Source organism: Vibrio kyushuensis (genome assembly GCF_050337325.1).
GTDB classification, from domain to species: Bacteria; Pseudomonadota; Gammaproteobacteria; order Enterobacterales; family Vibrionaceae; genus Vibrio; species Vibrio kyushuensis.
The window spans coordinates 284,152-310,410 of sequence record NZ_JAKJSV010000007.1 but is presented as its reverse complement, the minus strand read 5'-3'; the positions used below and the strand labels follow the sequence as shown (position 1 = coordinate 310,410).

General features: G+C 41.5%; 28 protein-coding genes and 1 riboswitch. Of the genes, 19 read left to right on the top strand and 9 right to left on the bottom strand.

The window, feature by feature from the left end:
• Nucleotides 1-41: 41 nt before the first annotated feature.
• The 3 genes from spoT to gmk form a co-directional block, all read right to left on the bottom strand.
• A complete protein-coding gene (gene spoT, locus L4D20_RS17185) occupies nt 42-2,162 on the bottom strand; it encodes a bifunctional GTP diphosphokinase/guanosine-3',5'-bis pyrophosphate 3'-pyrophosphohydrolase (RefSeq protein WP_428802805.1) in 2,121 nt (706 codons plus the stop codon).
• 87 nt (nt 2,163-2,249) lie between these two features.
• Nucleotides 2,250-2,522, bottom strand: coding sequence for a DNA-directed RNA polymerase subunit omega (rpoZ, locus tag L4D20_RS17180; RefSeq protein ID WP_004735648.1), 273 nt, complete (start codon nt 2,520-2,522; stop codon nt 2,250-2,252).
• Nucleotides 2,523-2,705: 183 nt separating this feature from the next.
• Nucleotides 2,706-3,329, bottom strand: coding sequence for a guanylate kinase (gmk, locus tag L4D20_RS17175; RefSeq protein WP_428802804.1), 624 nt, complete (start codon nt 3,327-3,329; stop codon nt 2,706-2,708).
• A gap of 387 nt (nt 3,330-3,716) precedes the next feature.
• A riboswitch (purine riboswitch) is annotated at nt 3,717-3,816 on the top strand.
• Nucleotides 3,817-3,887: 71 nt separating this feature from the next.
• On the opposite strand from gmk, the gene L4D20_RS17170 reads away from it, so the two are divergent.
• The 3 genes from L4D20_RS17170 to L4D20_RS17160 all read left to right on the top strand — a co-directional run bounded on the left by L4D20_RS17170 (nt 3,888) and on the right by L4D20_RS17160 (nt 6,993).
• Nucleotides 3,888-5,258, top strand: coding sequence for an NCS2 family permease (locus L4D20_RS17170; protein ID WP_428802803.1), 1,371 nt, complete (start codon nt 3,888-3,890; stop codon nt 5,256-5,258).
• A 184-nt stretch (nt 5,259-5,442) separates the two neighbouring features.
• Nucleotides 5,443-5,820 (top strand): hypothetical protein, encoded by a 378-nt coding sequence (locus L4D20_RS17165; protein ID WP_428802802.1) that lies wholly within the window; start codon nt 5,443-5,445, stop codon nt 5,818-5,820.
• A gap of 219 nt (nt 5,821-6,039) precedes the next feature.
• A complete protein-coding gene (locus tag L4D20_RS17160) occupies nt 6,040-6,993 on the top strand; it encodes a DMT family transporter (RefSeq protein WP_428802801.1) in 954 nt (317 codons plus the stop codon).
• Between the two features lie 80 nt (nt 6,994-7,073).
• Here L4D20_RS17160 and L4D20_RS17155 read toward each other — a convergent pair whose 3' ends face one another.
• Nucleotides 7,074-7,940, bottom strand: coding sequence for a YicC/YloC family endoribonuclease (locus tag L4D20_RS17155; protein ID WP_428802800.1), 867 nt, complete (start codon nt 7,938-7,940; stop codon nt 7,074-7,076).
• Between the two features lie 152 nt (nt 7,941-8,092).
• Between L4D20_RS17155 and rph the strand changes: the two genes are divergently transcribed.
• Both rph and pyrE read left to right on the top strand, forming a co-directional pair.
• A complete protein-coding gene (gene rph / locus L4D20_RS17150) occupies nt 8,093-8,809 on the top strand; it encodes a ribonuclease PH (RefSeq protein WP_428802799.1) in 717 nt (238 codons plus the stop codon).
• A 145-nt stretch (nt 8,810-8,954) separates the two neighbouring features.
• On the top strand, nt 8,955-9,596 hold the full coding sequence (gene pyrE, locus L4D20_RS17145; RefSeq protein ID WP_428802798.1) for an orotate phosphoribosyltransferase: 642 nt from the start codon (nt 8,955-8,957) through the stop codon (nt 9,594-9,596).
• A 111-nt stretch (nt 9,597-9,707) separates the two neighbouring features.
• Here pyrE and lpxL read toward each other — a convergent pair whose 3' ends face one another.
• The 3 genes from lpxL to coaBC form a co-directional block, all read right to left on the bottom strand.
• The gene (gene lpxL / locus L4D20_RS17140; RefSeq protein WP_428802797.1) at nt 9,708-10,658 is read right to left on the bottom strand and encodes an LpxL/LpxP family Kdo(2)-lipid IV(A) lauroyl/palmitoleoyl acyltransferase; all 951 of its coding nucleotides are present in this window, start codon (nt 10,656-10,658) and stop codon (nt 9,708-9,710) included.
• A 22-nt stretch (nt 10,659-10,680) separates the two neighbouring features.
• Nucleotides 10,681-11,271 (bottom strand): nucleoid occlusion factor SlmA, encoded by a 591-nt coding sequence (slmA, locus tag L4D20_RS17135; RefSeq protein WP_428802796.1) that lies wholly within the window; start codon nt 11,269-11,271, stop codon nt 10,681-10,683.
• Nucleotides 11,272-11,411: 140 nt separating this feature from the next.
• A complete protein-coding gene (coaBC, locus tag L4D20_RS17130; protein WP_428802795.1) occupies nt 11,412-12,617 on the bottom strand; it encodes a bifunctional phosphopantothenoylcysteine decarboxylase/phosphopantothenate--cysteine ligase CoaBC in 1,206 nt (401 codons plus the stop codon).
• A 221-nt stretch (nt 12,618-12,838) separates the two neighbouring features.
• Between coaBC and radC the strand changes: the two genes are divergently transcribed.
• The 5 genes from radC to mutM all read left to right on the top strand — a co-directional run bounded on the left by radC (nt 12,839) and on the right by mutM (nt 15,751).
• Nucleotides 12,839-13,513: a RadC family protein gene (gene radC, locus L4D20_RS17125; protein ID WP_428802794.1), complete on the top strand. Its 675-nt coding sequence runs from the start codon at nt 12,839-12,841 to the stop codon at nt 13,511-13,513.
• 295 nt (nt 13,514-13,808) lie between these two features.
• Nucleotides 13,809-14,045 carry a 50S ribosomal protein L28 gene (rpmB, locus tag L4D20_RS17120; RefSeq protein ID WP_017036316.1) on the top strand — a complete coding sequence of 79 codons (237 nt, stop codon included), beginning with the start codon at nt 13,809-13,811 and terminating at the stop codon, nt 14,043-14,045.
• 13 nt (nt 14,046-14,058) lie between these two features.
• A complete protein-coding gene (rpmG, locus tag L4D20_RS17115; protein ID WP_002535344.1) occupies nt 14,059-14,226 on the top strand; it encodes a 50S ribosomal protein L33 in 168 nt (55 codons plus the stop codon).
• A gap of 193 nt (nt 14,227-14,419) precedes the next feature.
• Nucleotides 14,420-14,896, top strand: coding sequence for a hypothetical protein (locus tag L4D20_RS17110; RefSeq protein ID WP_428802793.1), 477 nt, complete (start codon nt 14,420-14,422; stop codon nt 14,894-14,896).
• A gap of 45 nt (nt 14,897-14,941) precedes the next feature.
• A complete protein-coding gene (gene mutM / locus L4D20_RS17105) occupies nt 14,942-15,751 on the top strand; it encodes a bifunctional DNA-formamidopyrimidine glycosylase/DNA-(apurinic or apyrimidinic site) lyase (RefSeq protein ID WP_428802792.1) in 810 nt (269 codons plus the stop codon).
• A 10-nt stretch (nt 15,752-15,761) separates the two neighbouring features.
• On the opposite strand, the gene L4D20_RS17100 is transcribed toward mutM, so the two are convergent.
• Nucleotides 15,762-16,529 carry a glycosyltransferase family 25 protein gene (locus L4D20_RS17100; RefSeq protein WP_428802889.1) on the bottom strand — a complete coding sequence of 256 codons (768 nt, stop codon included), beginning with the start codon at nt 16,527-16,529 and terminating at the stop codon, nt 15,762-15,764.
• 175 nt (nt 16,530-16,704) lie between these two features.
• On the opposite strand from L4D20_RS17100, the gene L4D20_RS17095 reads away from it, so the two are divergent.
• The 6 genes from L4D20_RS17095 to L4D20_RS17070 are packed head-to-tail and all read left to right on the top strand — an operon-like array spanning nt 16,705 to nt 22,792.
• On the top strand, nt 16,705-17,886 hold the full coding sequence (locus tag L4D20_RS17095; RefSeq protein WP_428802791.1) for an O-antigen ligase family protein: 1,182 nt from the start codon (nt 16,705-16,707) through the stop codon (nt 17,884-17,886).
• Nucleotide 17,887: 1 nt separating this feature from the next.
• On the top strand, nt 17,888-18,817 hold the full coding sequence (locus L4D20_RS17090) for a glycosyl transferase family 90 (RefSeq protein ID WP_428802790.1): 930 nt from the start codon (nt 17,888-17,890) through the stop codon (nt 18,815-18,817).
• Between the two features lie 4 nt (nt 18,818-18,821).
• Nucleotides 18,822-19,877 (top strand): lipopolysaccharide heptosyltransferase II, encoded by a 1,056-nt coding sequence (gene waaF, locus L4D20_RS17085; RefSeq protein WP_428802789.1) that lies wholly within the window; start codon nt 18,822-18,824, stop codon nt 19,875-19,877.
• A gap of 11 nt (nt 19,878-19,888) precedes the next feature.
• Nucleotides 19,889-21,175, top strand: a complete 1,287-nt coding sequence (gene waaA, locus L4D20_RS17080) for a lipid IV(A) 3-deoxy-D-manno-octulosonic acid transferase (RefSeq protein WP_428802788.1) — start codon at nt 19,889-19,891, stop codon at nt 21,173-21,175.
• Nucleotides 21,176-21,183: 8 nt separating this feature from the next.
• Nucleotides 21,184-21,930 carry a glycosyltransferase family 25 protein gene (locus tag L4D20_RS17075; protein ID WP_428802787.1) on the top strand — a complete coding sequence of 249 codons (747 nt, stop codon included), beginning with the start codon at nt 21,184-21,186 and terminating at the stop codon, nt 21,928-21,930.
• Nucleotides 21,923-22,792, top strand: coding sequence for a hypothetical protein (locus L4D20_RS17070; protein ID WP_428802786.1), 870 nt, complete (start codon nt 21,923-21,925; stop codon nt 22,790-22,792). Before L4D20_RS17075 ends, L4D20_RS17070 begins: the two co-directional genes overlap by 8 nt.
• Before the next feature lie 2 nt (nt 22,793-22,794).
• Here L4D20_RS17070 and L4D20_RS17065 read toward each other — a convergent pair whose 3' ends face one another.
• Nucleotides 22,795-23,517, bottom strand: a complete 723-nt coding sequence (locus L4D20_RS17065; protein WP_428802785.1) for a 3-deoxy-D-manno-octulosonic acid kinase — start codon at nt 23,515-23,517, stop codon at nt 22,795-22,797.
• A gap of 71 nt (nt 23,518-23,588) precedes the next feature.
• Between L4D20_RS17065 and L4D20_RS17060 the strand changes: the two genes are divergently transcribed.
• Genes L4D20_RS17060 through coaD form a run of 3 tightly spaced genes read left to right on the top strand, consistent with a single transcriptional unit; the run spans nt 23,589 to nt 26,257 of the window.
• Nucleotides 23,589-24,692, top strand: coding sequence for a glycosyltransferase family 9 protein (locus L4D20_RS17060; RefSeq protein ID WP_428802784.1), 1,104 nt, complete (start codon nt 23,589-23,591; stop codon nt 24,690-24,692).
• The gene (locus tag L4D20_RS17055) at nt 24,682-25,743 is read left to right on the top strand and encodes a glycosyltransferase family 9 protein (protein ID WP_428802783.1); all 1,062 of its coding nucleotides are present in this window, start codon (nt 24,682-24,684) and stop codon (nt 25,741-25,743) included. The genes L4D20_RS17060 and L4D20_RS17055 overlap by 11 nt, the downstream gene beginning before the upstream one ends.
• 25 nt (nt 25,744-25,768) lie before the next feature.
• The gene (gene coaD / locus L4D20_RS17050) at nt 25,769-26,257 is read left to right on the top strand and encodes a pantetheine-phosphate adenylyltransferase (RefSeq protein WP_428802782.1); all 489 of its coding nucleotides are present in this window, start codon (nt 25,769-25,771) and stop codon (nt 26,255-26,257) included.
• Nucleotides 26,258-26,259 lie beyond the last annotated feature (2 nt).

Sequence of the window (26,259 nt, the reverse complement as noted above, 5' to 3'; positions counted from 1 at the left end):
TAATAAAAATGCGCTCAATCTGAGCGCATTCAATAGAGAAGCTAGTTTCGTTTACGTCTAACTCTGAGAGCGTGAGGCATGACACGAATCTTCTTCATGATTCCAGCTAGATGCACGCGGTCTTTCGTCGTCAGTAGCATCGTGATGGTATACAAACGGCCATCACGTTCTTCTGTAGAAATGCCGTGAATATTAGAGCCTGTCTTAGAGATAACATTGGTTAATTCTGCTAAAGCACCTTGGCTATTTTGCATATCAACGGTTAACTCGGTGATGAACTCTTGGTCGTAATCTTCAGACCATTCAACACCCATGTACTTGTCGGGCTCTTTTTGGTAGCCACGAACATTAGGACAGGTTTCACGGTGAACCACTAACCCACGACCCGGAGAGACGTGCGCAATGATGTGATCATCTGGAATTGGATGACAACAGTTAGCAAAGGTCAGTAAGATCCCTTCAGCGCCACGAATAGGCAGTTTCTTCTTCGGTTTGCCATCTTTGCTGACGACTTCGCTGAGTTCATCGCTGTCACCAAGTAGACGACGTGCAATGACGATACTCATTAGCTCACCCAAACCAATCGCTGCGAGTAAGTCTTCGATATCGTTGATTTTAAGATCGCTTAATACCTGCTCAATATTACTTTCAGACAGATCAGAAATCGATTGGTCACCCAATGCATGATTCAGTAACCTGCGACCAAGAGTCACGGATTCTTCACGACGCATGGTTTTAAGAACCTGACGAATCTTAGTTCGAGCACGAGAGGTCACAACATAGTTGAGCCATGCGGCGTTTGGACGCGCGCCCGGCGCACTGATGATCTCAATGGTTTGGCCATTCTTAAGTGACTTGCTCAGTGGGTATGGATTGCGGTCAACCCGCGCACCGACACACATATTGCCGACATCAGTATGCACTTCATAAGCGAAATCAACGGCTGTTGCACCAACAGGTAACTCAACAATGCGGCCTTTTGGCGTGAAGACATAAATCTCATCTGGGAACAGATCCGATTTTACGTTTTCGATGAACTCAAAAGAGTTACCAGCGCTTTGTTGTAGTTCAAGTAAGCTTTGCATCCAACGTTGAGCTTTCACCTGCGCGGTGGTACCTGTACGATCGCCATCGCCTTTATAAGACCAGTGCGCTGCGACACCTTTGTCAGCCATTTGGTCCATATCGTCAGTACGAATTTGTACTTCGACAGGGACACCGTGAGGGCCGATCATGGAGGTGTGCAAAGATTGGTAGCCATTCGCTTTTGGTACCGCAATGTAATCTTTCATGCGACCAGGGCGTGGCTTATACAGGCTATGAACTTGGCCGAGAACGCGATAACAGGTGTCTACATCTTCAATGACAACTCGGAAGGCGTAGATATCCATAATGGTATGGAATTTCTGTTCCTTGGTTTTCATTTTGTTGTAGATAGAGAAAAGGTTTTTTTCACGACCGAAAACACGAGCCTTAAGCCCAACATCTTCTAGGCGACCTTCAATCTCACTGTGAATGCGTTGAATCATCTCTTTTCGGTTGCCACGCGCTGCTCGAACCACCTCTTTAAGGACGCGGTAGCGATTAGGGTAAAGCGCTTCAAAACCGAGCTCTTCAAGCTCTGTCTTAATATTATGGATACCGAGGCGATGCGCCAAAGGAGAGTATATTTCGAGGGTTTCACGAGCAATACGACGCTTTTTATCAGGGCGAAGTGCCCCAAGGGTACGCATGTTGTGAGTACGGTCAGCAAGCTTGATCAAAATAACGCGAATGTCTTGCACCATGGCAAGGACCATCTTACGGAAGTTTTCGGCTTGGGCTTCTTTGCGATCTCGAAATTTAAGCTTATCCAGCTTAGACACACCATCGACGAGTTCTGCAACTGTATTGCCAAACTGCTCTTCTAAGTCTTCTTTAGTGACATCACAGTCTTCAATGACATCGTGAAGGAGAGCGGCTTGTAGTGTTTCAATATCAAGGCGCATTTCAGCCAAGATACGAGACACAGCGACAGGGTGGATGATGTATGGTTCACCGCTTGAGCGGGTTTGCCCTTCATGGGCGTCTCTTGCTACCACATAAGATTGACGCAGAGCCTCAATTTGAGGCTCTGTTAGGTATTCTTGGGCAACGTCTTTGAGGCTATCAAATAGATACAAATTATAGGCCCGGCAGGTTGTTTAATTGTATAAGCAACTTACTTTGCAAAGAGATTCCTTGCGAACTAATCCCTTAAAAAGAACTGGTTAGCGAGTGTGAGCGATGCTACTTACTGCTGCTAGTTCTGCTGCTTCTTGCTCTTGCTGTTCTTGGCGCTCACGTGCGTCTAGAACATCTTTAGTAATAAGGCCTTCTTCGATTTCGCGTAGAGCGATAACCGTTGGCTTATCATTCTCTTCTGGCACTAGTGAATCTTTACCACCAGTCTGCATTTGACGAGCGCGGCGTGCCGAAATCAGAACTAGGTCGAAACGATTGCCTACTTTTTCAACAGCATCTTGAACAGTTACGCGTGCCATGAGGACTCCAATTAGTTAACTTAAATTTTTAATGACGAGAAAGTATACAAGTTTAATGTGACACTTTCTAGCGATTAAATAGATTTGATCCTAAAGGATCTTGGGGTGTTATGACGCTATGCATGATCATTTCATTGCTAGGGTCATGACGTTAATTGAACGGTTTCAGTCAGTTTGTCTGACTTATTCCGCCAAAAGCGCGTTAAGCATGCCTTTATATTTAGCAGCTTGCTTATCTTGCTTCAATCTTTCTGCACGAATAATGGCTTTAAAGTCCATTAATGCTGCATCAAAATCATCGTTGATAATGACGTAGTCGTATTCGCTGTAGTGAGAAATTTCTGCTTTTGCTTCTGCCATACGCTTTGCAATCACTGTATCGCTATCTTGGCCGCGAGCATTTAAACGACGCTCAAGCTCACCGTTCGATGGCGGTAAAATGAAAACACTGCGTGCTAGTGGCATTTGCTGGCGAATTTGACGAGCACCTTGCCAGTCAATATCAAGGAAGACATCAATGCCTTTCTCTAGATTCTGTTCAATCCAAACCTGAGACGTACCGTAGTAGTTACCAAACACTTCAGCGTATTCGAGGAACTCATTTTTACTGATCAGTTCTTCAAAGTGCTCTTTTTGTACGAAGTGGTAGTGTACGCCATCTTGCTCGCCCGGACGCATACCACGAGTGGTATGAGAAACCGATACTTTCATCGCGTATGTTGGATTGGTTTCTAGCATCGCTGAGATCAAGCTAGATTTTCCTGCGCCGCTAGGTGCAGATACGATATATAGAGTACCTTTGCCCATCTGTACTGTTCCACGTTTGGTTGGATGGAAGCCGAAAGTGATTCGTCTTCAATTAAAGATAGCACTGACCGAAATAATCGTCATCGAGAGGTAAATCATTCATTGATTTATCTGTTTAAGTCGATGGATTTTTGGTCAGAAAAATGGAGGCGAAGAATAGCATGATTTGCCATATTTCGACAAGCGGATGAGTGCATGAGAGAAATCCGCAATTGTTGAGGGCAAGAGAGCATTAATTTTTCAAATAAAACGGGCCAAAATTAAAGTGTATGTTTTTCAATTGTTGGCAAACGTTTGCTTGTTTATCAACAAGTTGATTTTATGGCGTAATTTTTGTGCAAAATAATGTCGAAAATCATTGAATTATTCATGAGAGCAATTAGAATTCGCGCCAAAGTTTTATCGCACTGTATATGTTTAGTGATTTGGTCTAAACGTTTCTACTACTGAGCCTAACTCGGTTGCTACAGTCCTATGTTGGTTGCTTGTATTGAGCGTTTAACCATATTCAGCGTGATAATCCCACCGATTTATAAATTAACTGAATAAGGTCTCACCGTGAGCGTCGATACTGCAATCAAGAAGAGAGCGTCTGATTCTATTCTTGAATCTACCTTCAAAATTACCGAAAGAAAATCCACTATTGGCACTGAGCTGTACGCCGGTTTCATTACTTTTTTAGCAATGAGCTACATATTGGCAGTGAACCCAGCCATTCTTGGCGATATTCCAGGTATGGATCGCGGTGCGATTTTTACAGCAACGGCATTAGCAGCGGCACTTGCTACGCTAATCATGGGAATATTTGGTAATTACCCAGTGATGCTTGCTCCGGGCATGAGCATGAACGGCTTCTTCAAGGGATTGTTATTTAGTGGTTCTGTTGCCTTAGTATGGCATGAAGCACTGTTTGGTATTTTCCTATCAGGTGTGCTTTATCTGATTCTGTCGATGACCAACATGCGTAAAGCGATGATTGAGTCGATTCCTGAGGATTTGAAGCTAGCAATCACCGTTTCACTCGGTCTGTTCATTGCTTTCTTGGGCCTAAAAAACGCTGGCATCATTGTTTCAAACCCATTTGTATTAGTGGGAATGGGCGATATTACTGACCCGCAAGTATTGATTGCTTTCGTGAGTATTTTTATCGCTTTGGGTTGTATGGTTCGTGATATCAAGCTGGCAACGTTCATCTCGTTTATCTCCGCGATTGTATTAACGATTCTGGCGGATATCTTTCTTGGTACTAACCATGCGCCGATTCCAGAGCAATTTGTCACTATGCCACCAAGCATGGAAGGCAGCTTTGGTGCGATCTTTAACTTCTCAGGCTTCACGGCAGAGAAGATGTTCGACCTACTGTTTATCGTTATCATCTTCTTGATTGTCGATTTCTTTGATGGTTTAAGCACCATTGTTGGTGTTGGCCGTGATGCAGGTATTATTGATAAAGACGGTAAGGTGCCAAATGCGCGCTCTGCACTGGTTGCTGACGCTGGCGGCACGGTGATTGGTTCTGTATTAGGTACGACATCTATTACGGCCTTCTCTGAGTCTGGCATTGCTTCTTCTCAAGGTGCGAAGACGGGTTTGGCGGCTGTAATGGTGGCTGGGTTATTCCTAATCTCGCTATTCCTATACCCACTGTTCTCAATTTTCTCGGCAGCGATGGTTGCACCTGCGATGGTTGTTGTTGGTATCTACATGATTGGTCGTCTTGGACAAATAAACTGGGAAAAGAAAGAGTCACGTATTGCCGCTTTCTTCACCATCATGTTTACAGTACTGAGCTTCTCTCCAGCTAACGGTATGGCGATGGGCTTCATTAGCTATGCATTTACTATGGTTGTTGCAGGTAAAGGCAAACAAGTACACCCAGTGATTTATGCGCTGTGTGTGCTGTTTATGACTTACTTGGTCCTGCTTTAATCTAGTAAGCATTCGAAATTTAAAAGCCAGAGCATGATGCTCTGGCTTTGTTGTTTATTAAGCTAAGTGATTTAGGGCAAACAGCTTTTAGGGTAAAGAAGTGTAAAACCTTCTCAATGGTTATTGTTAATTACGGCTTGTCCCGTTATCGTCACACTCTACCTTTTAGTGATGAGACCGTGTGATGATGAGTAAATACACATCCACAATTTATTTCCTGTTGACGGCATTAGTAGTTATTACGCTATTTAGTGGTGCTGTTCGTGCGGAAGTCTCTCCTAATTATTCAGCTACTCAAACTGTCATGTTAGATATTAGTAGTTTGGGTGGGTGCGGTTTCAATGCGGATGTGAAAGATAAAGCTGAATCTGGGTGTTGTGAGCCAGGTGGTTCATGCTTTGAAAAACAGTGCTGTAACCATGTACAAACCTCGAATACAGCCCTAGTTGAAACCACAGTACGTTCTTATAACGCTTCTTCTCAATTCGCTCAGATATCGAGCATATCCATTAGTTACAATAGCACTAGCGTACATTCGCTCTACCGACCTCCCATCGCCTAACTCTTATTTCTCTGCGATTTATCGCACCACTACATTTGCACGAATTGATCGTGTGATTCTGATACCTGTGTAAATAACGACGTTTATTTACACCATCCTGTGATGGGAATAAGAAAATGATATTTGAAATGAAAACCTCTACTGTGCAACGCTTGGCGCAATACGCTTACCTGCAATTTATTACGATCCCTAATAACACCCTAGTATTAGGGGATTATAATGAAGCATAAACACCTAACTGCTCTATTATTTGTTTCTGTGTGCCTGATTTGGGGCACGACTTGGCTAGCGATGGAAGTCGCGGTGGCAAGTATCCCACCTATCTTTGCTACAGGGCTACGCTTTTTGATTGCATCGCCTTTGTTGATATTACTGGCAAAAAAACTCAAGCAACCACTATTTTTTCCTAAAGGGCAACGATACTGGATGTTAATAGTCGCGACTTTCTATTTCGCGATTCCATTTACCTTGATGATTTTTGGTGAGCAGTACATCTCTTCAGGGCTCGCTTCGATTATTTTCGCCAATATGCCGATAGCCGTAATGATTACCTCAAGTTTGTTCCTTGGCCTGAGGTTGAGAAAATTGCAAATTGCAGGATTGTTGATTGCGGTACTTAGTTTAGTTCTGATTCTAGCGACTGAAATGAACTTGGGAGGGGACGATTACCTACTCGGGTTTCTTGCTCTTGGGGGCGCGGTGGCGATCCACGCTGTGATGTATGTATTTGTCGAGAAGTACTGTCGTGGCATTCCAGTGCTTACCTATAACGCAATTCCTAGCCTAGTGGCGTCGGTGGGGCTGTTTGCAACATCTTGGCTCATGGAGCAGCCGGATATAGCGTCTTTTTCTAGTGATTCAATTACTGCGGTGATTTATTTAGGGGTGTTCGCGAGTGTCGGTGGTATTGTTGCTTACTTTAAGCTTGGTCAGGTGTCGACGCCATTTACTGCATCGATCTGTTTTCTATTCTTTCCGTTGATAGCGCTGAGCTTGTCTACTTTGATTGCAGGAAACAGTATCTCAATGACGTCTGTACTCCTGATGCTTCCGCTTCTAGGGGGAATTCTGGTTACCAAGGCAGAACCGTCATTCTGGTCTAAGTTTGGTTTTTCTCGTGAGCCTAAAGCACGAGTGGTTTGTGAACACTGTATGAAAGAATTAAGGGTTTAGCTGAGTAATCATTAATATAGAAATCTAAAAAAGCCCTGTAATACAGGGCTTTTTATTAACGATTGAAAGTGATTCTTACACTATTCAATATTTTGGATCTGCTCACGCATTTGCTCAATGAGAACTTTCAGTTCAACGCCTGATGCAGTGATGTCTGTGCTGATAGATTTAGAAGCTAGCGTGTTTGATTCACGGTTAAACTCTTGCATCATGAAGTCAAGTTTACGGCCACAAGCCCCACCTTTTTTCATTACCGCATTCGCTTCTTTTACGTGTGAATCAAGACGGTCTAGCTCTTCAGCCACATCTGATTTTTGAGCGAGTAGGATTAGCTCTTGCTCTACGCGTGAACCTTCCAGCTCGATGTTTGCTTCTTCAAATTTCTTCAGTAGACGTTCACGTTGCCATTCTAGAATTTCAGGCATGCGTGCACGAACTTTTACAACTTCTTCTGTAATCGCGACTAAGCGCTGATCAATCAGCGCTTTCATGTTCGCACCTTCACTTGCACGTGCTTCGATGAACTCTTTGATTGCTTCATCAAAACCAACAAGCAGGTCTTTATTGATGCTGTTCATGTCTTGCTCTGGCGTTTCCATCACGCCCGGCCAGTTCATCACTTGAAATGGGTTTAAACGGCTCTCTTCACCGGTTAGGTTCATTACTTGATTAGCTGCGCTGATGACTTGCTTAGCGAGATCTTCATTAATGGAAAGATCGCCTTTCGCGGCAGGGTTTGCTTCAAAGCGTAGATTACACTCTACTTTTCCACGTGCTAAACGCTTACGAAAACGTTCACGCAATACTGGCTCTAGGCCACGAAATTGCTCAGGCATGCGGAAATAAGTCTCCAAATAACGTTGGTTTACGCTGCGGATTTCCCAAACAGCTGTGCCCCAATCGCCTTTTACTTCTTTGCGCGCATAGGCGGTCATGCTATAAATCATCGAATTTTCCTGTCTAAATATATGGTGAAAATTAGCCGCGTAATAGTAGCACAAACGGGCAGGTACGCTATCCGCTACTCGCCTCCAAGCGACATTTCCTATATAATCTTGCCCCAATTCAATCCGTCAAATTCAGATAAAGGTAGATGCCCATGCGTCCAAACGATCGCGCAGCGGACCAAGTTCGCCCAATTAAAATTACTCGCAACTACACCGCTTATGCAGAAGGTTCTGTATTGGTTGAGTTTGGTAATACTAAAGTACTTTGTAACGCGACGATCGAAGAGAACGTTCCGCGCTGGCTAAAAGGTCAAGGCAAAGGCTGGGTAACAGCTGAATACGGCATGTTGCCACGTGCGACTCATACGCGTACTCGTCGTGAAGCGGCAAGTGGTAAGCAAGGTGGCCGTACGATGGAAATCCAACGTCTGATTGCTCGTAGCCTACGTGCGGTTGTTGATTTGAAAGCGATGGGTGAAATCATGATCACTGTTGATTGTGATGTAATTCAAGCGGATGGTGGAACGCGTACTGCTGCTATTTCTGGTGCAAGTGTTGCTATGGCCGATGCATTTCAGTCTCTAATTGAAAGCGGTAAGCTTAAAAAGAACCCAATGAAAGGGCATGTTTCTGCTGTTTCGGTTGGTATTCTAGGTAAAGACATCCTATGTGATCTAGAGTACGTAGAAGATTCAAAAGCCGATACCGATATGAATGTTGTCATGACAGAAGGCGGTAAGATGATTGAAGTTCAAGGTACTGCTGAAGGCGAACCGTTCAGTCACGAAGAGTTAATGGCGCTACTTGAGTCGGCGAGCAAAGGCATTAGCGAGATTGTCGCAGCGCAGAAAGCGGCGTTAGCGGAATAGTTTTTGAAATGGCTTCTATTAATAGAGGCTATTTTTTTGCCTTCTTTATTTTGGATAAACGTTAAGTTATTTAAATGAAGAAGGTAGAAACAGTTATTTGTAAAAAGAGTTTTGTAAAAGTTAATTGAAAAGGTGAGAGAGAAGCATGAAAGCATATCAACGTGAATTTATTGAGTTTGCACTAGAGAAAGAAGTATTAAAATTTGGTGAGTTTACTTTAAAGTCAGGCCGTAAGAGCCCTTACTTCTTTAATGCTGGATTGTTTAACACTGGTCGTGATTTAGCACGTCTAGGTCGCTTTTACGCAGCGGCACTAGCAGACTCTGGCATCGATTATGATGTTCTATTTGGCCCTGCATACAAAGGTATCCCTATTGCGACAACAACAGCGGTTGCTCTAGCAGATCACCACGATACAGACGTACCTTACTGCTTTAACCGTAAAGAAGCGAAAAACCACGGTGAAGGCGGCAACTTGGTCGGTAGTGCATTAGAAGGCCGTATCATGCTGGTAGATGATGTGATCACTGCAGGTACTGCAATTCGTGAGTCTATGGAAATCATTCAAGCGAATGGCGCCGATTTAGCGGGTGTTTTGGTTGCGATTGACCGTCAGGAAAAAGGCAAAGGCGAGCTTTCTGCGATTCAAGAAGTTGAACGTGATTTTGGCTGTGCGATTATCTCTATTGTAAGCCTTACAGATTTAGTGACATTCTTGGAAGAGAAGGGAACGGATGCTGCGAATTTAGAATCTGTGAAAGCGTATCGCGCGCAGTACGGAATCTAAATTCTAGTTTAGCTGCGTATGTAGGCTATGAATTTACAGTACAAACAAAAAAGCTGAGATGATTCTCAGCTTTTTTTTGAATTCAATTTATTGATAGGTTTTCAAGGAAGGCTATTTGTAGCGAATACCACGCTCAACACTTTCATCTTCCATTGTTTTATAGCGCTTATGCAGCCACATCCATTGCTCAGGCGCACGTAGGATAATCTCTTCAACATACTTGTTCATATAAGCAGCTGCCGCTTTCTCATCTTTTTGAGGGTAATCTTCTTCAACCGATTTATTGGCGAGTATGTCATATTGACCATTGGCATTTCTAAACCCTGAACCTACGACAATCGCGCATTTACTGGTATAAGCAAAAATACTGGTGCCTGTAGTGGTGCAAGCATCTTCAATAGCGAAGAAAGGAACAAATGCAGATTTGTTACGGCCGTAGTCGTGATCAGGAAGATAGAATAGGCGCTCTCCATTTCTAAGGACGCGTATCATCTTTTTGACGTTCTTACGGTCAATTGCTCCATTACCGTTTTGGGTTCTTCCACGATATTGAATGAAGTTATAAGCAGCATTGTTATGTGGTCGGTATGCGCCATATCCGGGAAGGCCAAGCACTGCAAACGAACGACAAGTGATCTCAAGGTTCAGTGCATGAACACAACAAAGTAATACACCTTGTTTGTTTAGATCGTGCTGTCTTAGAACTTCTGTGTCTTTATCAACAAGTAATTTTTTAAAGCGCCATGTAGGCCAAAACCATGCAATCCCAGTTTCGATCAGTGCTAGCCCTGTGTTTTTGAAGTTCTCTTTGACTAGTTGTGCAATCTCTTCAGTGGACTTATCAGGAAAAGCGAGTTCTAAGTTACGTGTTGCAACATGCACTCGCTTCTTACCAAAACGCATTCCCAATAGCCCAAGGTTATGACCAAAGCTCAGTAGTAATCGATAAGGTAGAATATTAACAATAAACGCTAATAGACCAAAACCAAGCCAAATTCCCCAATATTTGGGGTGCACTAGCGAGAGTGAAAAAACTGGCTTGTCGTATGTTCTGTTTTTCATAATAGTGACTTAGTACGAGTGATTATTGGATTTGCGCACTGAGTAGTGCCCAATATTCTTCAAAGTTAGCGGTTGGTTGATACTTAAAATCTGATCGAACAAAGCGATTAAGGCTGCCTTCAACTTGACCAAGTAACTGTGCAGCAAGCACAGATTCATCAACCGGGAATGACTTTCCTTCACGTAGTTTACGTTCACGTAAGATCTGGCGCAGTGATAATTCAATACGTTCATAAAGTTGATTGATTCTATCGCGTAGGCGCTCATTTTCAAACATCAATGCATGACCAGAGAGAATGCGCGTCAGCCCCGGGTTGCGTTCTGAAAAGGCGAGAATAAGTTGAATCACTAATCGAATACGATTTAGTGTGTCTTTTTCTTCATCTAAAATTCGGTTGATTCGCGACATGAGCGATTCTTCAATAAACTCAATCAGCCCTTCAAACATTCGTGCTTTACTTGGGAAATGGCGATATAGCGCTGCTTCTGAAACTCCGACTTGTTTGGCGAGTTTGGCGGTCGTGATTCGAGATGCCCCATCAGTTGATTCAAGCATTTGTGCCAATGCTTGCAGTATTTCTTCACGACGATTGGATTTTCTTGTGCCGGCCATGACCCTTTCCTTTTGATGACAACTTGAGAAATAGAACGTAATAGTAATTCACTGTTGGTGGACGGTTAGTGTAACCAACAGTGAATTGAGTTCGTAGTGTTTCAATTAAAATGCTGAGCTTTAAAGCAAAAATAGTGATGTTAGAGGCTTTTCTCGATAAGCATCATGATTGAATGCGCTAGCTGAGACTTTGATGCAAGGGGAAGTGAATGCTCACCTTGCTTATCAAACACGGTGATCGCGTTATCATTACTATTAAAGCCTTGTCCTGCGATTGAAACGTCATTTGCGCAGATCATATCAAGATTCTTTTTAATTAGCTTACCGCGTGCGTACTTTTCAACGTCTTGAGTTTCTGCCGCAAAGCCAACAGTAAATGGTCTATTTTCAGTCAATGCAGCAACAGAAGCGACGATGTCTGGATTTTTCACCATAGTGATATTCATTTGATCGCTATCGGTTGTTTTTTTGATTTTTTGATCAGCAATGATCTCGGGACGATAGTCGGCCACGGCAGCGCAGCTAATAAAAACGTCATGAGAAGGCGCGTTGGCTAGAACCGCGTCATACATCTGCTGAGCACTTTCTACGTTCACTACCGATACGTTCTGAGGTGATGATAGTGATACTGGGCCACTTACTAAGGTAACATCAGCACCTAGGCTAAGAGCTGCATCTGCAAGTGCATAGCCCATCTTTCCTGAGCTGTGGTTAGAGATATAGCGAACAGGATCAATCGCTTCACGAGTTGGCCCTGCAGAAATTAATACAGACTTTCCCGCTAGTGGCTGAGATTTCGGTAAGAAAAATGCCTCACATCGCTCGACAAGCTGCATAGGTTCCAGCATTCGGCCTAGACCCACATCGCCACATGCTTGCTCACCAGAACCGGGCCCCCAAATATTCATGCCACGTTTTTCTAAAGCCGTAATATTTTCTTGGGTTGCTGCATTTTGATACATCTGTTGGTTCATCGCGGGAGAAACGGCAACAGGCGAATCGGTAGCAAGTACTAACGTACTAAGAAGATCGTTACCCATTCCTGCTCTCATTCGAGCAATCAAATCAGCAGTAGCTGGCGCAAGTAAAACAAGATCAGCCCATTTAGCGAGTTCAATGTGGCCCATAGAGGCTTCCGCTGCAGGATCAAATAAGCTTTCAGAGACAGGGTTTCCAGATACCGCTTGCATGGTCAACGGAGTGATGAACTCTTTTGCTGCATTGGTCATCACAACTCGGACCTCAGCACCACGCTCTATAAGGCGACGGGTAAGCTCTGCGCACTTATAAGCGGCGATACCACCACTGATACCTAATAGAATCTTTTTTCCTGCTAGCGTTTGCATGATGTTTTCCTTTGAAAATTCTGTCGCTAAGATAACACGGAGCTCGGTTTTGTTCCTAGCCCCCTTATTTACGAATAAGTTTATCCTCTTCAATAAACATCACAGTTACATTGTTCCTATTGCTCCCTCTCAATGAGTATCAAAGGGAAAGATTAATAGTGGAGTCACTTCTATTCTATCGACATTGATTATTTCATTATTAAATAGTGGCGAACTTATTTATGAGTATTAAAGCACTGCCCGCAGAATCAATGCCGAGAGAGAAGTTACTAGCAAATGGTCCTAGCTCGTTAACTGATGCGGAGTTGTTGGCAATTTTTCTCCGGACTGGAACCAAAGGGATGAATGTTTTGGAGCTTTCGGATGTCCTTTTAAAAGATATGGGGTCGTTACGTGGGTTATTTTCAGCGTCGAAAGATCAGTTTTGTTATCACAAAGGGTTAGGAGAGGCTAAATTTGTTCAACTCCAAGCGGTATTAGAGATGACTCAACGTTATTTGGCGGAAACATTAAAGCGGGGTGACGCATTAAGCAGCCCACAACAAACCAAGCTTTATCTCTCTAGCGTTCTTAGAGATCGCCAGCGTGAAGCGTTTCATGTTCTTTTTCTAGATAATCAAAACCGGGTAATAAAAGATGAGATTCTTTTTGAAGGAACGATTGATGCAGCGTCCGTTTATCCCAGAGAGGTGGTCAAGCGGGCTCTAGAGCATAATTCAGCCGCTATTATACTGGCGCATAATCATCCTTCAGGCGTTGCAGAACCTAGCCAAGCGGATAGGCGAATAACTCGAAAATTAACAGATGCACTGTTACTCGTGGACATCCGAGTGTTAGACCATTTTGTTGTTGGTGATGGCGAAGTCGTTTCTTTTGCAGAACGTGGATGGATTTGAATCACATTTTGCCTTGTTACTTGATAAAAATCTGCTATCATTCCCGCCACATTTTTAGAACCTTAAATCAGCCTCGATTACTCAATAAGCTGCGATGTTCAAAAAAAGATCACGAAATTCTGTAAAAAGGATCTGTTCGGGTCTTGAGCAATGCATGTCAAGTTAGTATAATGCGCGACCTTTGATAGCCTTGAATGGATTTTCCATTTTGGTTTTTACCTCTATTTTCAGAATTGATAGAGAGGTTCGGCCACCAAGGTTGATATCGAGCTGAAACGATTTGGAGAGACATTTCATGTCCCGAGTATGTCAAGTAACTGGTAAGCGTCCTGTAGCGGGTAACAACCGTTCACACGCACGCAATGCTACCAAGCGTCGTTTTCTGCCGAACCTACAAACTCACCGTTTCTGGGTAGAGAGCGAAAAACGTTTTGTTAAACTACGTCTAACTGCTAAAGGCATGCGTATTATCGATAAGAAAGGCATTGATGCTGTACTTGTTGATGTCCGTGCACGTGGCGAAAACGTTTAAGAGGAATTAAGCAATGGCTAAAGGCATTCGTGAGAAAATCCGTCTAGTATCTTCTGCTGGAACTGGTCACTTCTACACAACTGACAAGAACAAACGTAACATGCCAGGCAAATTTGAGATCAAAAAGTTTGATCCAGTAGTTCGCCAACACGTTATGTACAAAGAAGCTAAAATCAAGTAATTGATTTTAACTTTTTAAAGCTTCTTGTTTAGAGAAGATTGCATAAAACCCAGCTTTCGAGCTGGGTTTTTTAGTTTTTGTCGCTAAATTCTTTCATACCTATTTTCCCTCCTCTTTTAATCCAGTTTTCTCGCAGTCACTTTTACATTCCCTTATACTCAAATCATATTGATTGTATTTATAGGGAAATATCATGCGAGTACCACCTGCACGTCGAAAACGTTGGAATAACTTGCTTATGCTGGCGATTGTGGCGTTCATTGGTATTTTGTATCTCCCTACTATGATCAAAACCTATTTGATTGAACCACCGCAAAGTCCGTACCCATATTTACTCAATCCTAATGAAGAGCTTCAGTCACTCCATTTTAGTCAGTGGTCACTAGAGAAGAACCAAGGTCGATGGCGAATTAGCGTGCCGAGTGATATTGCACCTGAAGAGTTAGCTAAGCGATGGAAATCGCTAGTTGGAACGGAAGTAGATGACGATACCAGGCAAACACTCAACCCGACATTGCATAATCCACAAACCATAGAGGTTTGGTATATCGATCAAGAAGAGCCTCAAAGGATCACTTACTATCAAACACCACAGTTCTGGCTATTAAAGAATTGGCAGGATAAATGGATAGCCCTTTCTGTCGAAACTCAGTATTTACTTCCCAAATAATAAGACACCGTTTCTATAACATAATTTATCAAGGAGTTGTAACTCATGCCGGAGTTGCCTGAAGTCGAAGTAAGCCGAATGGGTATTAGTCCTCATCTTATTGGCCAAACTATTCAATCAATCACCTTTCGAACGCCAAAGCTTCGTTGGGATATTCCTCAAGAATTAAAACAGATTGAAGGAGAGGTGATTCTAACTATCTCTCGTAGAGCTAAATATCTGATCATCGAGACTGACATTGGCAGTGCGATTGTTCATCTGGGTATGTCTGGTTCGTTAAGAGTGCTAGAAGCTGATTTTGAAGCTTCCAAACATGATCACGTTGATCTCAAGCTGACGAATGGCAAAGTGCTACGCTATAACGATCCACGTAGATTCGGCTGTTGGTTATGGATGAAGAAAGGGGAGTCACACTCGGTGTTAGAAAACATTGGCCCTGAACCGCTAACTGATGAGTTCAGCAGTGCCTATATGTTTGAAAAAGCAAAAGGAAAGCGAGTTACTGTTAAGCAATTTATTATGGATAATAAAAATGTAGTTGGTGTTGGAAATATCTATGTTTGTGAGTCTTTATTCTCTGCCAATATTCATCCTACTAGGCTAGCTGGAAAAGTACTGAAAAGAGAATGGGACGTATTGGTGCCTGAAATTAAACAAGTGTTAGCTAAAGCGATAAAACAAGGTGGTACGACATTGAAAGACTTTGCTCAGGCAGATGGTAAACCAGGTTACTTTACTCAAGAGCTGAACGTATATGGTAGAGCAGGAAAGAGGTGCTCTATATGCGGGAAAAAAATTGAAGAGCAGAAAATCAGTCAGAGAAATACGTTTTTTTGCTCTAATTGTCAGAGGTAGGGCTTTAACCCTAGCCCTTCCACCATTTCGTTGGTTTGTAGTTACTGCCTAAGCTAGTTAAATGATAGAAGTTTGTAACAAGGTTGAGCGTCATGTTTTTTATTTTATTGACGATCTTCATGACTGCGACAAAGTAGTTCTTCTTACCTTTGCGTCTACGATTCGCAATAATTGAAGGTTGGTTTCCTCCCCATAAGCCTGACTGACAGACGCCAAAGATTGGCTGCTTATGAATCCATGTATTACGAAGGAAAACATCGACGGGGTAATCAAAAGTCTGACTTGCTTGAATGAATGCTTTAGCTGTTTTTGGGGAAACTACATATGCTGTTGTGCATTGTGGGACTTTAAGGTATTTCACCAAACGCTGAGCACCATAAGTACGAACTTGATAGAACATATCGTGATTATCGGCATTCTCTATTCGAATATAGCCACAGTCATCAATATATTCTTCAGCAATATTTAGAGTGTTTTGAAACATCTCAGGGTTGATGTCAAAGTCATCCTCAAAAATGATGATTGGTTCGTTAAGTTCTACACACTTCTGCCACATAAGATAGTGACTGGCGTAGCAACCAAATTCTCCAATTGCTGCTGGGCGGCCCATTTTGAATAGGAACTGTTTTTCTCTAATGCGATCTAGCAAGGGATGAGCATCGACGCGGGCATCAACGCCAATAAAAAATTCCACACTGAGCTGAGCTTTACTTAGTACAGCTTCGGTTGTTAATTGGCGATCTTCACAGCCATTGAGAGTTATGCAATATGCTTTCATTGACAAAAATTGTCTGCTTGATAATGGCTGTATTGTACACGGGAAAAGTTTGGTGGTGAAGTTCATGAAGTATTGCTTTGCAGTAACCTCTACTTACCTGAATCTAGTTTATATAGTGTTCGAAACTCTGATAAACTAGTTTATTCTAATAGAAACCAATTAATGGTTAATAGTAATGCGACATCATTTATCTAATTTTTTTCTTATGCTACCGCTCTTGTGGCTAGCTGCTGGTATAGTTTGGTTCCCGCAAGGCAGTAAGCCTATGGTTGCGATAGTGCTAGTTTCTGTAATTGGCTACTTAGTTCTAAGCGGATTTTCAGAGATTAAACGTAACTGGTCGAACAATTACTGGTTATGGGGAATATTGATTTCGACGATATTTATTGGAGCTTCTTACGCAACCTATGGTGCTAGTACTCAAGAGCTGAGGGCGTTAATTATTAGCTTAATATACTTGAGTATTTTACCTAAAAGGTTCGTGAGTTTAAGTGTGGCGCAGTATCTGCTTTTATTAGCTGCAGTAGTGTCATTCGGCCTATCTCTCTGGTTTGGTTTTATTGCTCCAACAGATAGAATGCAATGGCCTTCAAACCCTATTCCTCTTGCCGCTCATCAAGGGCTTATCTCTCTACTAGCGATAGGGCTGTTGTTGCTTTCGTTTAAAGGAAAGAAGCCGATAGTATTAGGTGTTTCTGTCGCTTTAGCTGGCTTCTCAATTTTACCTACTCAATCAAGAGGGGTTATTCTTGGCGTTCTAGCTATTTATTTATTGGTTGGTGTAGTTCTATTGATACAAAAAAAGATTTCCTTTAGGTATGCTTTTCTTGCTTTAGTTTTAGTTATTGGCAGTGGCTTTTTAGCTAAGGATGCATTGATGGCTAGAGCTAGTGATACTTTCAAAGAAATTGAACATATCAAAAATGGAAATATGAACTCATCAATAGGGGTGAGGTTTCAAATGTATCAGGCTGGTTTAGAACTTTTTCAGCAGAAACCAATTTTAGGTCATGGTCAATTTACTGTTGAATATGCAAAAAAAAATGCTCCAGGATATACCAATGCAGCATACTCATATATGAAGGGGCACTTGCACAATAACTTTATTGATAAAATGGCTAAATCAGGATTAATTGGATTAACTATATTTTTATTTTTTATGCTCTATCCAATGTACTTGTCGACATTTAAGTATAAAGAGTACTTTTGGCTATTATTTTTACCATCTGCTCACTATATATTATTTAGCCTCACTGATAGCCCATTTAGAAATGGAGATACGGCTGTAGTTTATCTTATCGTCATCGGGTTGATTATTAACTGTGCTCAGTTTGATATGGAAGAAAAAGAACAATAATATGAAACTACTCTTCTATATTAAGCATGCATTTCTTTCTCTTGCACCTCAGTTTTATTTTACTTATAAAAGTAAATTGCTGCGTAATAGCAACAGAGGCAAGAATTCAGAAGTAGAGGGTCGAGTTGCTTATTACGTTAAGTTTAATCAGTCATTAGATAGTACTAAGCTTAGTTGTGCAGTGAGAGATTATAAGCGCAAGGGCTATACATCCTATTATTTTGATCTAAAAGAATTTCTTTATTACTTCCCTAGGCACTTCCGATTTAGTTACTACTTTGGAGATGAAACTCACATAGAATCCGTTCCTACTTTGTTTAAGGCTCGGCCTATTGATGGTGATAATGAAAATTCGGTTCTATTTAAGCTTGATAAACGGCGCCATTTTCGCTTTGTAGATGACAAGCTTGATTACGCAGATAAAAAAGATCTCGCGGTCTTTCGCGGAGCGGTCACTCAGGAGCATCGTATTCGTTTTATGCAGAAGATGTTTAACCATCCTCAGGTTGATGCAGGACAGTCGAACTCCTGTAAGGAACATCCAGAGTGGAAAAAACCGTTTATGTCAGTTGAAGACCAGCTTAATTGTAAGTTCCTAATCTGTTTAGAAGGTAATGATGTAGCCTCTAATTTAAAGTGGGCGATGTCTTCAAACTCGGTTGTAATAACGCCGAAAATGAAGTTTGAAACATGGTTTATGGAAGGAACCCTCAAAGCAGGAATTCACTATATTGAAGTTAAAGATGATTGGTCTGACTTTGATGAGAAGATAAAATATTACTTAGATAATCCAGATAAAGCCGAGCAGATTATTAAAAATGCTCATGAATATATCGCGCCTTTTAAGGATGAGAAACTTGAACAGCTAGTCTGTGTAAAGACACTTGAACGTTACTTTGAGCTATCAGGACAATATGTCGAAAAGAAATAATATAATGAGAATACTAGTAATTGGCCCATCTTGGGTGGGCGACATGGTTATGTCTCAAGGATTATACATTGAGCTAAAAAAGCAGAACCCAGAGGCTAAGATAGATGTTCTTGCCCCTGCATGGTGCAAACCTATCCTTGAACGAATGCCACAGGTATATCAAGCTTTAGAGATGCCTCTAGGGCACGGCCAATTTGACCTGAAAACACGTTATGCCTTAGGAAAGTCTTTAAGAGAAGAAAAGTACGATGTAGCGTATATATTACCAAATTCCGCTAAGTCAGCGCTGATTCCTTGGTTTGCAAAAATCCCAAAACGTATTGGCTGGAAAGGAGAGGCACGTTACGGGTTGCTCAACGATATTCGAACCAACAAGAAATCTTTCCAGTTTATGCTCGAGCGATATGTAGCACTTGCACACCAAAAAGAGAGTATGACAGGAAGTGGCTGTTTAGGTGAGCTGGCTAGTTTACCTTACCCTAAGCTAGACGTTATAACAGAGACTCAATCAGCAGCAATGAGTGAGTTTGGTTTAAACAGAAAGCGACCTATTTTAGGCCTTTGTCCAGGGGCAGAGTTTGGCCCTGCGAAACGTTGGCCAGATAATCACTTTGCTGAAGTAGCGGCAAAAATGATTGAACAAGGGCATCAAGTTTGGCTTTTTGGCTCAGCGAAAGATCGTGAGGTAACAAGTGCGATTATTAATCAAGTTCCCTCCGATATACAACAACACTGCGTTAACTTAGCAGGAAATACAAGTCTAATTCAGGCGGTTGATTTGATTGGTGCTTGTCAAACTATTGTAAGTAATGATTCTGGTTTAATGCATGTAGCAGCAGCAGTAGGTTGCAATGTAGTAGCTGTGTATGGCTCTAGTTCCCCGAAATATACGCCACCGTTGACAGAAAAGCTGGCTATTCTTAATACCGATATTGATTGTCGTCCATGTTTTGAAAGAACTTGTCCAAAACAGCATTTGAAATGCTTGGTTGAATTATTGCCTGAACGAGTAATAACGGCAATCAAGCAATTTAATGTTGATGTAGAAACAGCAGAGTAATGAGTTTTTTTATGGCTACTATTGTCCGTTGGTTCTATACGTTGCTTCTTGCGCTGATTAGCCCTGTTTTACTCTGTGGGCTCTATCGTAGCAGACCCAATAAACCAAAATTTGGAAATCGTTGGAAGGAGCACTTTGGTTTTACGCCAAAGATAGTAGATAGAAAGTCTGGTGTATTATGGGTACATGCGGTATCGGTTGGAGAAGTAGTGGCTAGCAAAAAGCTAGTGGAAGAATTAAAAAAACAATACCCGGATAAAGTAATTCTTGTCACAACGACAACAAGCACTGGCGCAGAGCAGGTAGAGAAACTAGGTAATGGAATTATCCATCGCTATATGCCGATTGACTTTAGTTGGTGTGTTCAGGTTTTTTTAAATACAATTCAGCCTGATGCATTACTCATTATCGAAACTGAAATCTGGCCTAATACTCTTCACTGCATATCAAAGTTAAATATACCAACGACATTGGTAAATGGGCGTTTATCAGAAAAATCATTACGAAACTATCAACGTCTTAATATGTTAATTAGACCTGCTTTGAATTGTTTTTGTACAATCTTAACGGTTCATGATGATGATAAGCAGAGATTCGTAGCCTTAGGTGTTGCTCAGTCAAAAGTCGCAGTTACTGGCTCTATTAAATACGATGTGACTCACGATGACACTATCCTTGAAAAAGGAAAGGATTTACGAGGTACAATTGGTGAAGATAGACCTGTATTGATAGCAGCAAGTACTCACAAAGGTGAAGATGAGCAGGTTTTAGAGGCTTATAAAATGGCAAGGCGAGAGATTCCTAACCTTCTATTAATTCTTGTTCCTCGTCATCCCGAGCGGTTTGAACAAGTGGCAGGCTTAGTTCTAGAGCAAGGGTTAGCACTTGTTCGCCGAACTATTCATAACGAAGGTGACTTATCCACTGCAGACGTTCTATTAGGTGATACAATGGGTGAGCTAATGATTATGTATGCAGCTAGCGATCTTGTGTTTATGGGGGGGAGTCTGATCGGAAATAAAGTTGGTGGGCATAACTTTATTGAACCAGCTTTACTTTCTAAACCTTGTATTACAGGGCCTAGCTATTACAATTTTTCTGATGTGGCGAGTCAGTTAATAGAAGTCAATTCATTAGTTGTTACTCAAAATAGTACGGAATTAGCTCAGAGTATAACTAGGTTCTTTTTTCAAGCTGAACGGGTAAGTATTAACGGCAGCGCTGGCTATGGTATAGTTCAACAAAATCAAGGTGCTCTATTACGTACCTTATCTATCATTAAATCATCCATAATATAGAGTTCACTATGATTAGAACGTTTATTATTCATGTTAGTAAAGGCTATGAAGACCGTAGACAGCATATCGATTCTCATTTGCCAGAGCGTGGTATTACTGATTATGAATATATGCTCCGTGGAGATATAGATGATTTGAGTGAAGATGTTCGCAATGAATTCTTTACTGATACCCTTCGACTAGCTGAAATGTCTTGCTTTTATAAGCACTATCTAGTTATGAAGCGAGCCGTGAAGGAACGCATTCCGCAAGTGTTAGTTTTTGAAGATGATGTGCTACTCATTGATAGCTTCACTGATAGATTAGAAAAATCCTTGGAAGAGTTAGGAGGCAAGCAGTGCTATCTCGTTAATATAGAGGATGCGGCTACATCTGTTCCTTATTCTTGCCGAAAGCCTAATCAAACATTGTATCTGTGTGCCACTAATAAGTTATGTGGTGGTTATGTGTATGATTTAGCTTTTGCAGAGAAAATGGTTTCATTTATTGAATCTAAGTCTGTTGAAGCGCCGATTGATGGCTTTATTGGTAACGAAAATGAAAATCTAGGTTACTCGATTTACTGGTGCCAGCCACCACTCGTAGCTCAAGGTAGTAAAAGTGGGCTATTTTCAAGCGAACTTAATGGGGCTAAGTCTGGTAGGTATGCGACTATTCGTAGTGCTATCAAAGATTGGTACCGTCGAGATGTCCGTAGCCACATAAGTAAAAAACAAAAACAACTGTTTGATATTTCTGAGGAAGAGAATGAGTAATGCAATTGTATCTATCGTATATGGAGATGATGTCACGTACTACAATGGAGCTAAGTTTAGCCTTATTTCATTTTTATCATATATTCCTAAAAGTGACAGGCCTAAGGTTTTTGTTTTAACTGAGAAACCTGAGTTTTTTTCTGATGTACCATTTACTGTCTACCCGATATCTAAGAAACAGAAGTCTGAATGGACTTGTGAAGGTAAATACCATTTCAGGATTAAAAATAGAGGGTTGAGGTACGTTATGGATCTCATCCCATCAGAAATAAATAAATTTATATTTTTTGATGCGGACACTCATTTTAAAAAAACATCTAGCAAGTTGTTTGATTTGATAAGCGATAAAAATGCTGTTCTTTTTTATCCAGAAACAAATATATATAACGCACCTCAAGAATCGGAGTATGGGAAGCTAAAAGGGAAACAGATTTTAACTTCAGATAGTAGCAACTACGAAGTTCTAGACTCATCGGTAATGTGGAACTCCGGAGTTATAGGTATTAGTCGTTCAATGTCTCATAGTATTGACTATGCGGACGAACTAATACTTGGAATGATGGAAGCTAGCTGTAAAGCTCATACTATTGAACAATTCGCTTTGTCTGAGGCTCTTACTAAAGATTATAAATTAAATGCAGCTCGAACATATGTGAATGATTACTCAACCAGTGGTCAAAAAAACTGGGCAAAAATAGTATTAGAGCGATTTTTCTCGGAGCATGGAAATAAACCATTTGAAGAGCAAGTTCAATTGGCTAAAGTGGTGAGCTTTAAGCGACCTTTATCGGTGGTGGTCCGTGGGCATATTTACAAGAAAAAAAAGAAACTTCGTAAATTATTTGGCTTAAAAGAAGAGTAATATTACTTATCTAGGGTGCTATTGGAGTACCCTTTTTTAATTTCCTCAAAACAAAAGTGGGTAATATCTATATTGCCAAGTTCTACCTCCTTGTCGAAAGAACGCTCTAAACGAGACAAGTTTCCTTCTTTCCATTTATTCCCTGCTTGCTGACAACACTTATCAAAATCAATAATCCATACTTTATCTTTATCATCGATCATAATATTGTGGATATTAAGATCCGTGTGATTAACCTCAGCATCATGCATTTTTCTTATCTCGACGCCAATACTATGAAGTGATGCTTTAGATAGTGATTGTGAGCTTAGTATCTTTACCAAATCTTTAGCGTTAGAAATTTTTTGAGTAAGAATATCAGCACTATATGAGAGTGAGCTGGTTTTTGTAACTTTTGCAGCGATAGGTTTAGGTACATTTACGTTGTTGCTGATAAGCTTTTCTAGCAAGGTTAGTTCTTGATATGCGCGAGTACGGGTTAAGCCTGTGAAAAGGTAGCTATCTTTGACTATTTTTCCAAATAATCCTCCTCGATGATAGTGCCTAAGCGCAAGCGCTTCTATTTTTCCTTGAACGAACCAGGTAGTACCACGACCTTTTGCGCTACCTAAAATCGCATTTTCGTCTTTCCAGTAATCAATGCAAAAAGCGAGTTCAACATCTTCGCTTAACTGAGACGGGTCATACCAATAAGTAGTGTTATGGATTTGCTTGATAGTAAACATGAATCGCTGTCTCGGTTTGGCTGGTTTGTGGCATACTAAGGGAAATAGTATATCAAACACATTAACGATAAATGAGTTATTCACAGCGCTATAGAAAAATTTTAGTTATCGCCACTCATTGTATTGGCGATAGCTTGCTGATTTCAATATTTACTAGAAGCCTACGAAAGGCATTCCCTTCTGCACAGATTGATGTATTGGTTAATGCTCGAGGGGAGATGGTCTTTGGTACAAATCCCGACATTGATAATTTGGTTGAGATCCCACCAAGACCATCTGCCGCTGATTACTTTCGTCTCCTGAGAAATCATGGCCGCTATGATTTGGTTATTAATGAGATGCTTAACGATCGAACTGCTATCTACAGCCTAATATTTGGCAGATATAAACTCGGCGCTATTGATGAGTCACTAGGGACCTCTTGGATTAAAAAAATAATTTTTTCTAAGCACATTGCAGAGCAGCACCGATTTGAACACAAAATGAGTCGCGCTTCTCGTATGTTAGGTCTGATTGACGTTGAGGCTGTACCTCGTTTAATTTCACCTGAAGAAGCGCTTCCAACGGATATTGTTCAACAGTTACCTGAAGATTACATTGTGATCCATGCACCTTCTTCAAATGAGATAAAGCAGTGGCCTGTTTCATATTGGGTTGAGGTTATTGAATCTCTACTTTTAAATGGTTATAGCATTGTACTCACTGGGGCAGACTTAGAGCGCGATGTGTTTATTGTTGAAGAGATAGTAAAGCAGCTGCCTAGCTCGGAAAAATTAATCAGTGTGTTGGGTAAATTATCTTTGGCTCAGACTTCAACTGTCATAAAGGGCAGCTATGGCTTTGTTGGTCCAGATAGTGGACCAGGTCATCTTGCATCAGGATACTCGATTCCGATTGTCTCTATCATTAGTGTTGCTCCTGCTAGCAAGTGGTCTCCTTGGCCTTATGAAGAACCTATAAACGTTCAAGAAAACTTGTATAAAAATGGAGTGACTACCCAGCGGGTAAGAAATATTACACTTTTGCAGTCAGATAAAAGCTGTGTTCCATGCTATGCGAATAAATGTCGAGTGAGTGATGAACTCTATTCTCCATGTTTACTAGATATCACGCCTAAGCAAGTGCTTGACGCAGTCGAAGAAATGATGCCGTTAAAGGTAAGTCATGACAGGTAATAGTATTACACCCAAATCCATATGCGTTCTTCGCCTGTCTGCTATCGGTGACGTTTGCCATGCTCTATCTGTTGTTCAGCAGATTCAAGAAACCTATCCACAATGTCAGATAACCTGGATTATGGGGAAGATCGAATCACAACTGCTTGGTGATCTTGATGGTATTAAGGTCGTTATTTTTGATAAAAAACGTGGGTTTAAAGGGATGAGCGAAGTCTGGGGTGAGTTAAACGGTCAACAGTTTGATTACCTACTACATATGCAGGTTGCTCTGCGTGCAAGTTTGCTGACCTTAGGAATAAAAGCGAAGATTAAGCTTGGCTTTAGTTGGTCGCGTGCTAAAGAGGCTCAATGGCTATTTACCAATGAAAAGCTTCCCAAGACTCAAGCCCCTCATGTACTGGATAATTTCGCTCAGTTTGCACAATTTATCGGATGCAAGAAGCAGCCTCCAGCATGGTCAATTCCTATTTCCTCTGAAGACTCCTTACTGGCCACCGAACTTTCCAATCAACCTTATATTGTGATTAGCCCTGCTGCGAGCAAGGATGAACGTAATTGGCTTGTTGAGCGTTACGCGCAGGTTGCTGATCACGCTTATCATCTAGGGTTACAAGTAGTACTTTGTGGTGCCCCAACTGAGCGTGAGAAATTGCTTTCATCTCAAATAGCACAGAAGATGGCCTCTCCAGTGGTAGATTTGGTTGGGCAGACATCGCTAAAGCAACTGACAGCAGTACTCAAAAAAGCGAGCGTTGTTATTGCCCCTGATTCTGGTCCTGCTCATATTGCAACGACTCAAGGGACAAAAGTGATTGGTTTATATGCGCACAGTAACCCTAACCGAACGGGCCCTTATAATAGTTTGGATTATACTGTGTCAGCGTATAAGCAAGTGGCTGAAGAGCAGTATGGTCAGTCAGTTGAGGAATTACCTTGGGGCGCTAGAGTTAAAGGAAGTAAACTAATGCAGCATATAGAGGTTGGAAGTGTAATAGAGCGGCTTGAGCATGCGTTAGCTCCACACGATATAAGTGATAGAAATCAGTAATAATAAGAATTATTTAAGGACCGTCATGCGTATAGCAGTTTATCCAGGAACGTTCGACCCCGTAACCAATGGGCATTATGACCTTGTCAAGCGTGCAGCAAGTATGTTTGATCATCTTGTTATAGGTGTTGCAGCCAGCCCAAGTAAAAACACCTTATTTAGCTTAGATGAAAGAGTGAGCTTGTTAAGAGAAACGACAAAAGAGCTTTCTAATGTCTCTGTTGGTGGATTTAGCGGGTTATTAGTTGATTTCGCATCAGAGCAAAATGCGACAATCTTAGTTCGAGGGTTGAGAACGACCATGGATTTTGAGTATGAGTTTGGTCTTACTACCATGTACCGTCGATTGAAGCCTGAATTAGAAAGCCTGTTTCTTACTCCATCAGAAGAGTACGCTTTTTTATCATCAACTTTGGTTCGTGAGGTTGCTATTCATGGTGGTGAAATTCAACAATTTGTCCCCGAGTGCGTTCATCAAGCGGTACTTGCCAAAATTACTGCGCAAAAAAGTTAGGG

Bases quoted from the DNA above. Each gene is read 5' to 3' on its own strand.
- rpoZ (WP_004735648.1), bottom strand. From the start codon at position 2,522: ATGGCACGCGTAACTGTTCAAGATGCTGTTGAAAAAGTAGGCAATCGT.
- gmk (WP_428802804.1), bottom strand. From the start codon at position 3,329: ATGGGCAAAGGTACTCTATATATCGTATCTGCACCTAGCGGCGCAGGA.
- L4D20_RS17165 (WP_428802802.1), top strand. From the start codon at position 5,443: ATGATGAGTAAATACACATCCACAATTTATTTCCTGTTGACGGCATTA.
- L4D20_RS17160 (WP_428802801.1), top strand. From the start codon at position 6,040: ATGAAGCATAAACACCTAACTGCTCTATTATTTGTTTCTGTGTGCCTG.
- L4D20_RS17155 (WP_428802800.1), bottom strand. From the start codon at position 7,940: ATGATTTATAGCATGACCGCCTATGCGCGCAAAGAAGTAAAAGGCGAT.
- rph (WP_428802799.1), top strand. From the start codon at position 8,093: ATGCGTCCAAACGATCGCGCAGCGGACCAAGTTCGCCCAATTAAAATT.
- pyrE (WP_428802798.1), top strand. From the start codon at position 8,955: ATGAAAGCATATCAACGTGAATTTATTGAGTTTGCACTAGAGAAAGAA.
- lpxL (WP_428802797.1), bottom strand. From the start codon at position 10,658: ATGAAAAACAGAACATACGACAAGCCAGTTTTTTCACTCTCGCTAGTG.
- slmA (WP_428802796.1), bottom strand. From the start codon at position 11,271: ATGGCCGGCACAAGAAAATCCAATCGTCGTGAAGAAATACTGCAAGCA.
- coaBC (WP_428802795.1), bottom strand. From the start codon at position 12,617: ATGCAAACGCTAGCAGGAAAAAAGATTCTATTAGGTATCAGTGGTGGT.
- radC (WP_428802794.1), top strand. From the start codon at position 12,839: ATGAGTATTAAAGCACTGCCCGCAGAATCAATGCCGAGAGAGAAGTTA.
- rpmB (WP_017036316.1), top strand. From the start codon at position 13,809: ATGTCCCGAGTATGTCAAGTAACTGGTAAGCGTCCTGTAGCGGGTAAC.
- rpmG (WP_002535344.1), top strand. From the start codon at position 14,059: ATGGCTAAAGGCATTCGTGAGAAAATCCGTCTAGTATCTTCTGCTGGA.
- L4D20_RS17110 (WP_428802793.1), top strand. From the start codon at position 14,420: ATGCGAGTACCACCTGCACGTCGAAAACGTTGGAATAACTTGCTTATG.
- mutM (WP_428802792.1), top strand. From the start codon at position 14,942: ATGCCGGAGTTGCCTGAAGTCGAAGTAAGCCGAATGGGTATTAGTCCT.
- L4D20_RS17100 (WP_428802889.1), bottom strand. From the start codon at position 16,529: ATGAAAGCATATTGCATAACTCTCAATGGCTGTGAAGATCGCCAATTA.
- L4D20_RS17095 (WP_428802791.1), top strand. From the start codon at position 16,705: ATGCGACATCATTTATCTAATTTTTTTCTTATGCTACCGCTCTTGTGG.
- L4D20_RS17090 (WP_428802790.1), top strand. From the start codon at position 17,888: ATGAAACTACTCTTCTATATTAAGCATGCATTTCTTTCTCTTGCACCT.
- waaF (WP_428802789.1), top strand. From the start codon at position 18,822: ATGAGAATACTAGTAATTGGCCCATCTTGGGTGGGCGACATGGTTATG.
- waaA (WP_428802788.1), top strand. From the start codon at position 19,889: ATGGCTACTATTGTCCGTTGGTTCTATACGTTGCTTCTTGCGCTGATT.
- L4D20_RS17075 (WP_428802787.1), top strand. From the start codon at position 21,184: ATGATTAGAACGTTTATTATTCATGTTAGTAAAGGCTATGAAGACCGT.
- L4D20_RS17070 (WP_428802786.1), top strand. From the start codon at position 21,923: ATGAGTAATGCAATTGTATCTATCGTATATGGAGATGATGTCACGTAC.
- L4D20_RS17065 (WP_428802785.1), bottom strand. From the start codon at position 23,517: ATGTTTACTATCAAGCAAATCCATAACACTACTTATTGGTATGACCCG.
- L4D20_RS17060 (WP_428802784.1), top strand. From the start codon at position 23,589: ATGAGTTATTCACAGCGCTATAGAAAAATTTTAGTTATCGCCACTCAT.
- L4D20_RS17055 (WP_428802783.1), top strand. From the start codon at position 24,682: ATGACAGGTAATAGTATTACACCCAAATCCATATGCGTTCTTCGCCTG.
- coaD (WP_428802782.1), top strand. From the start codon at position 25,769: ATGCGTATAGCAGTTTATCCAGGAACGTTCGACCCCGTAACCAATGGG.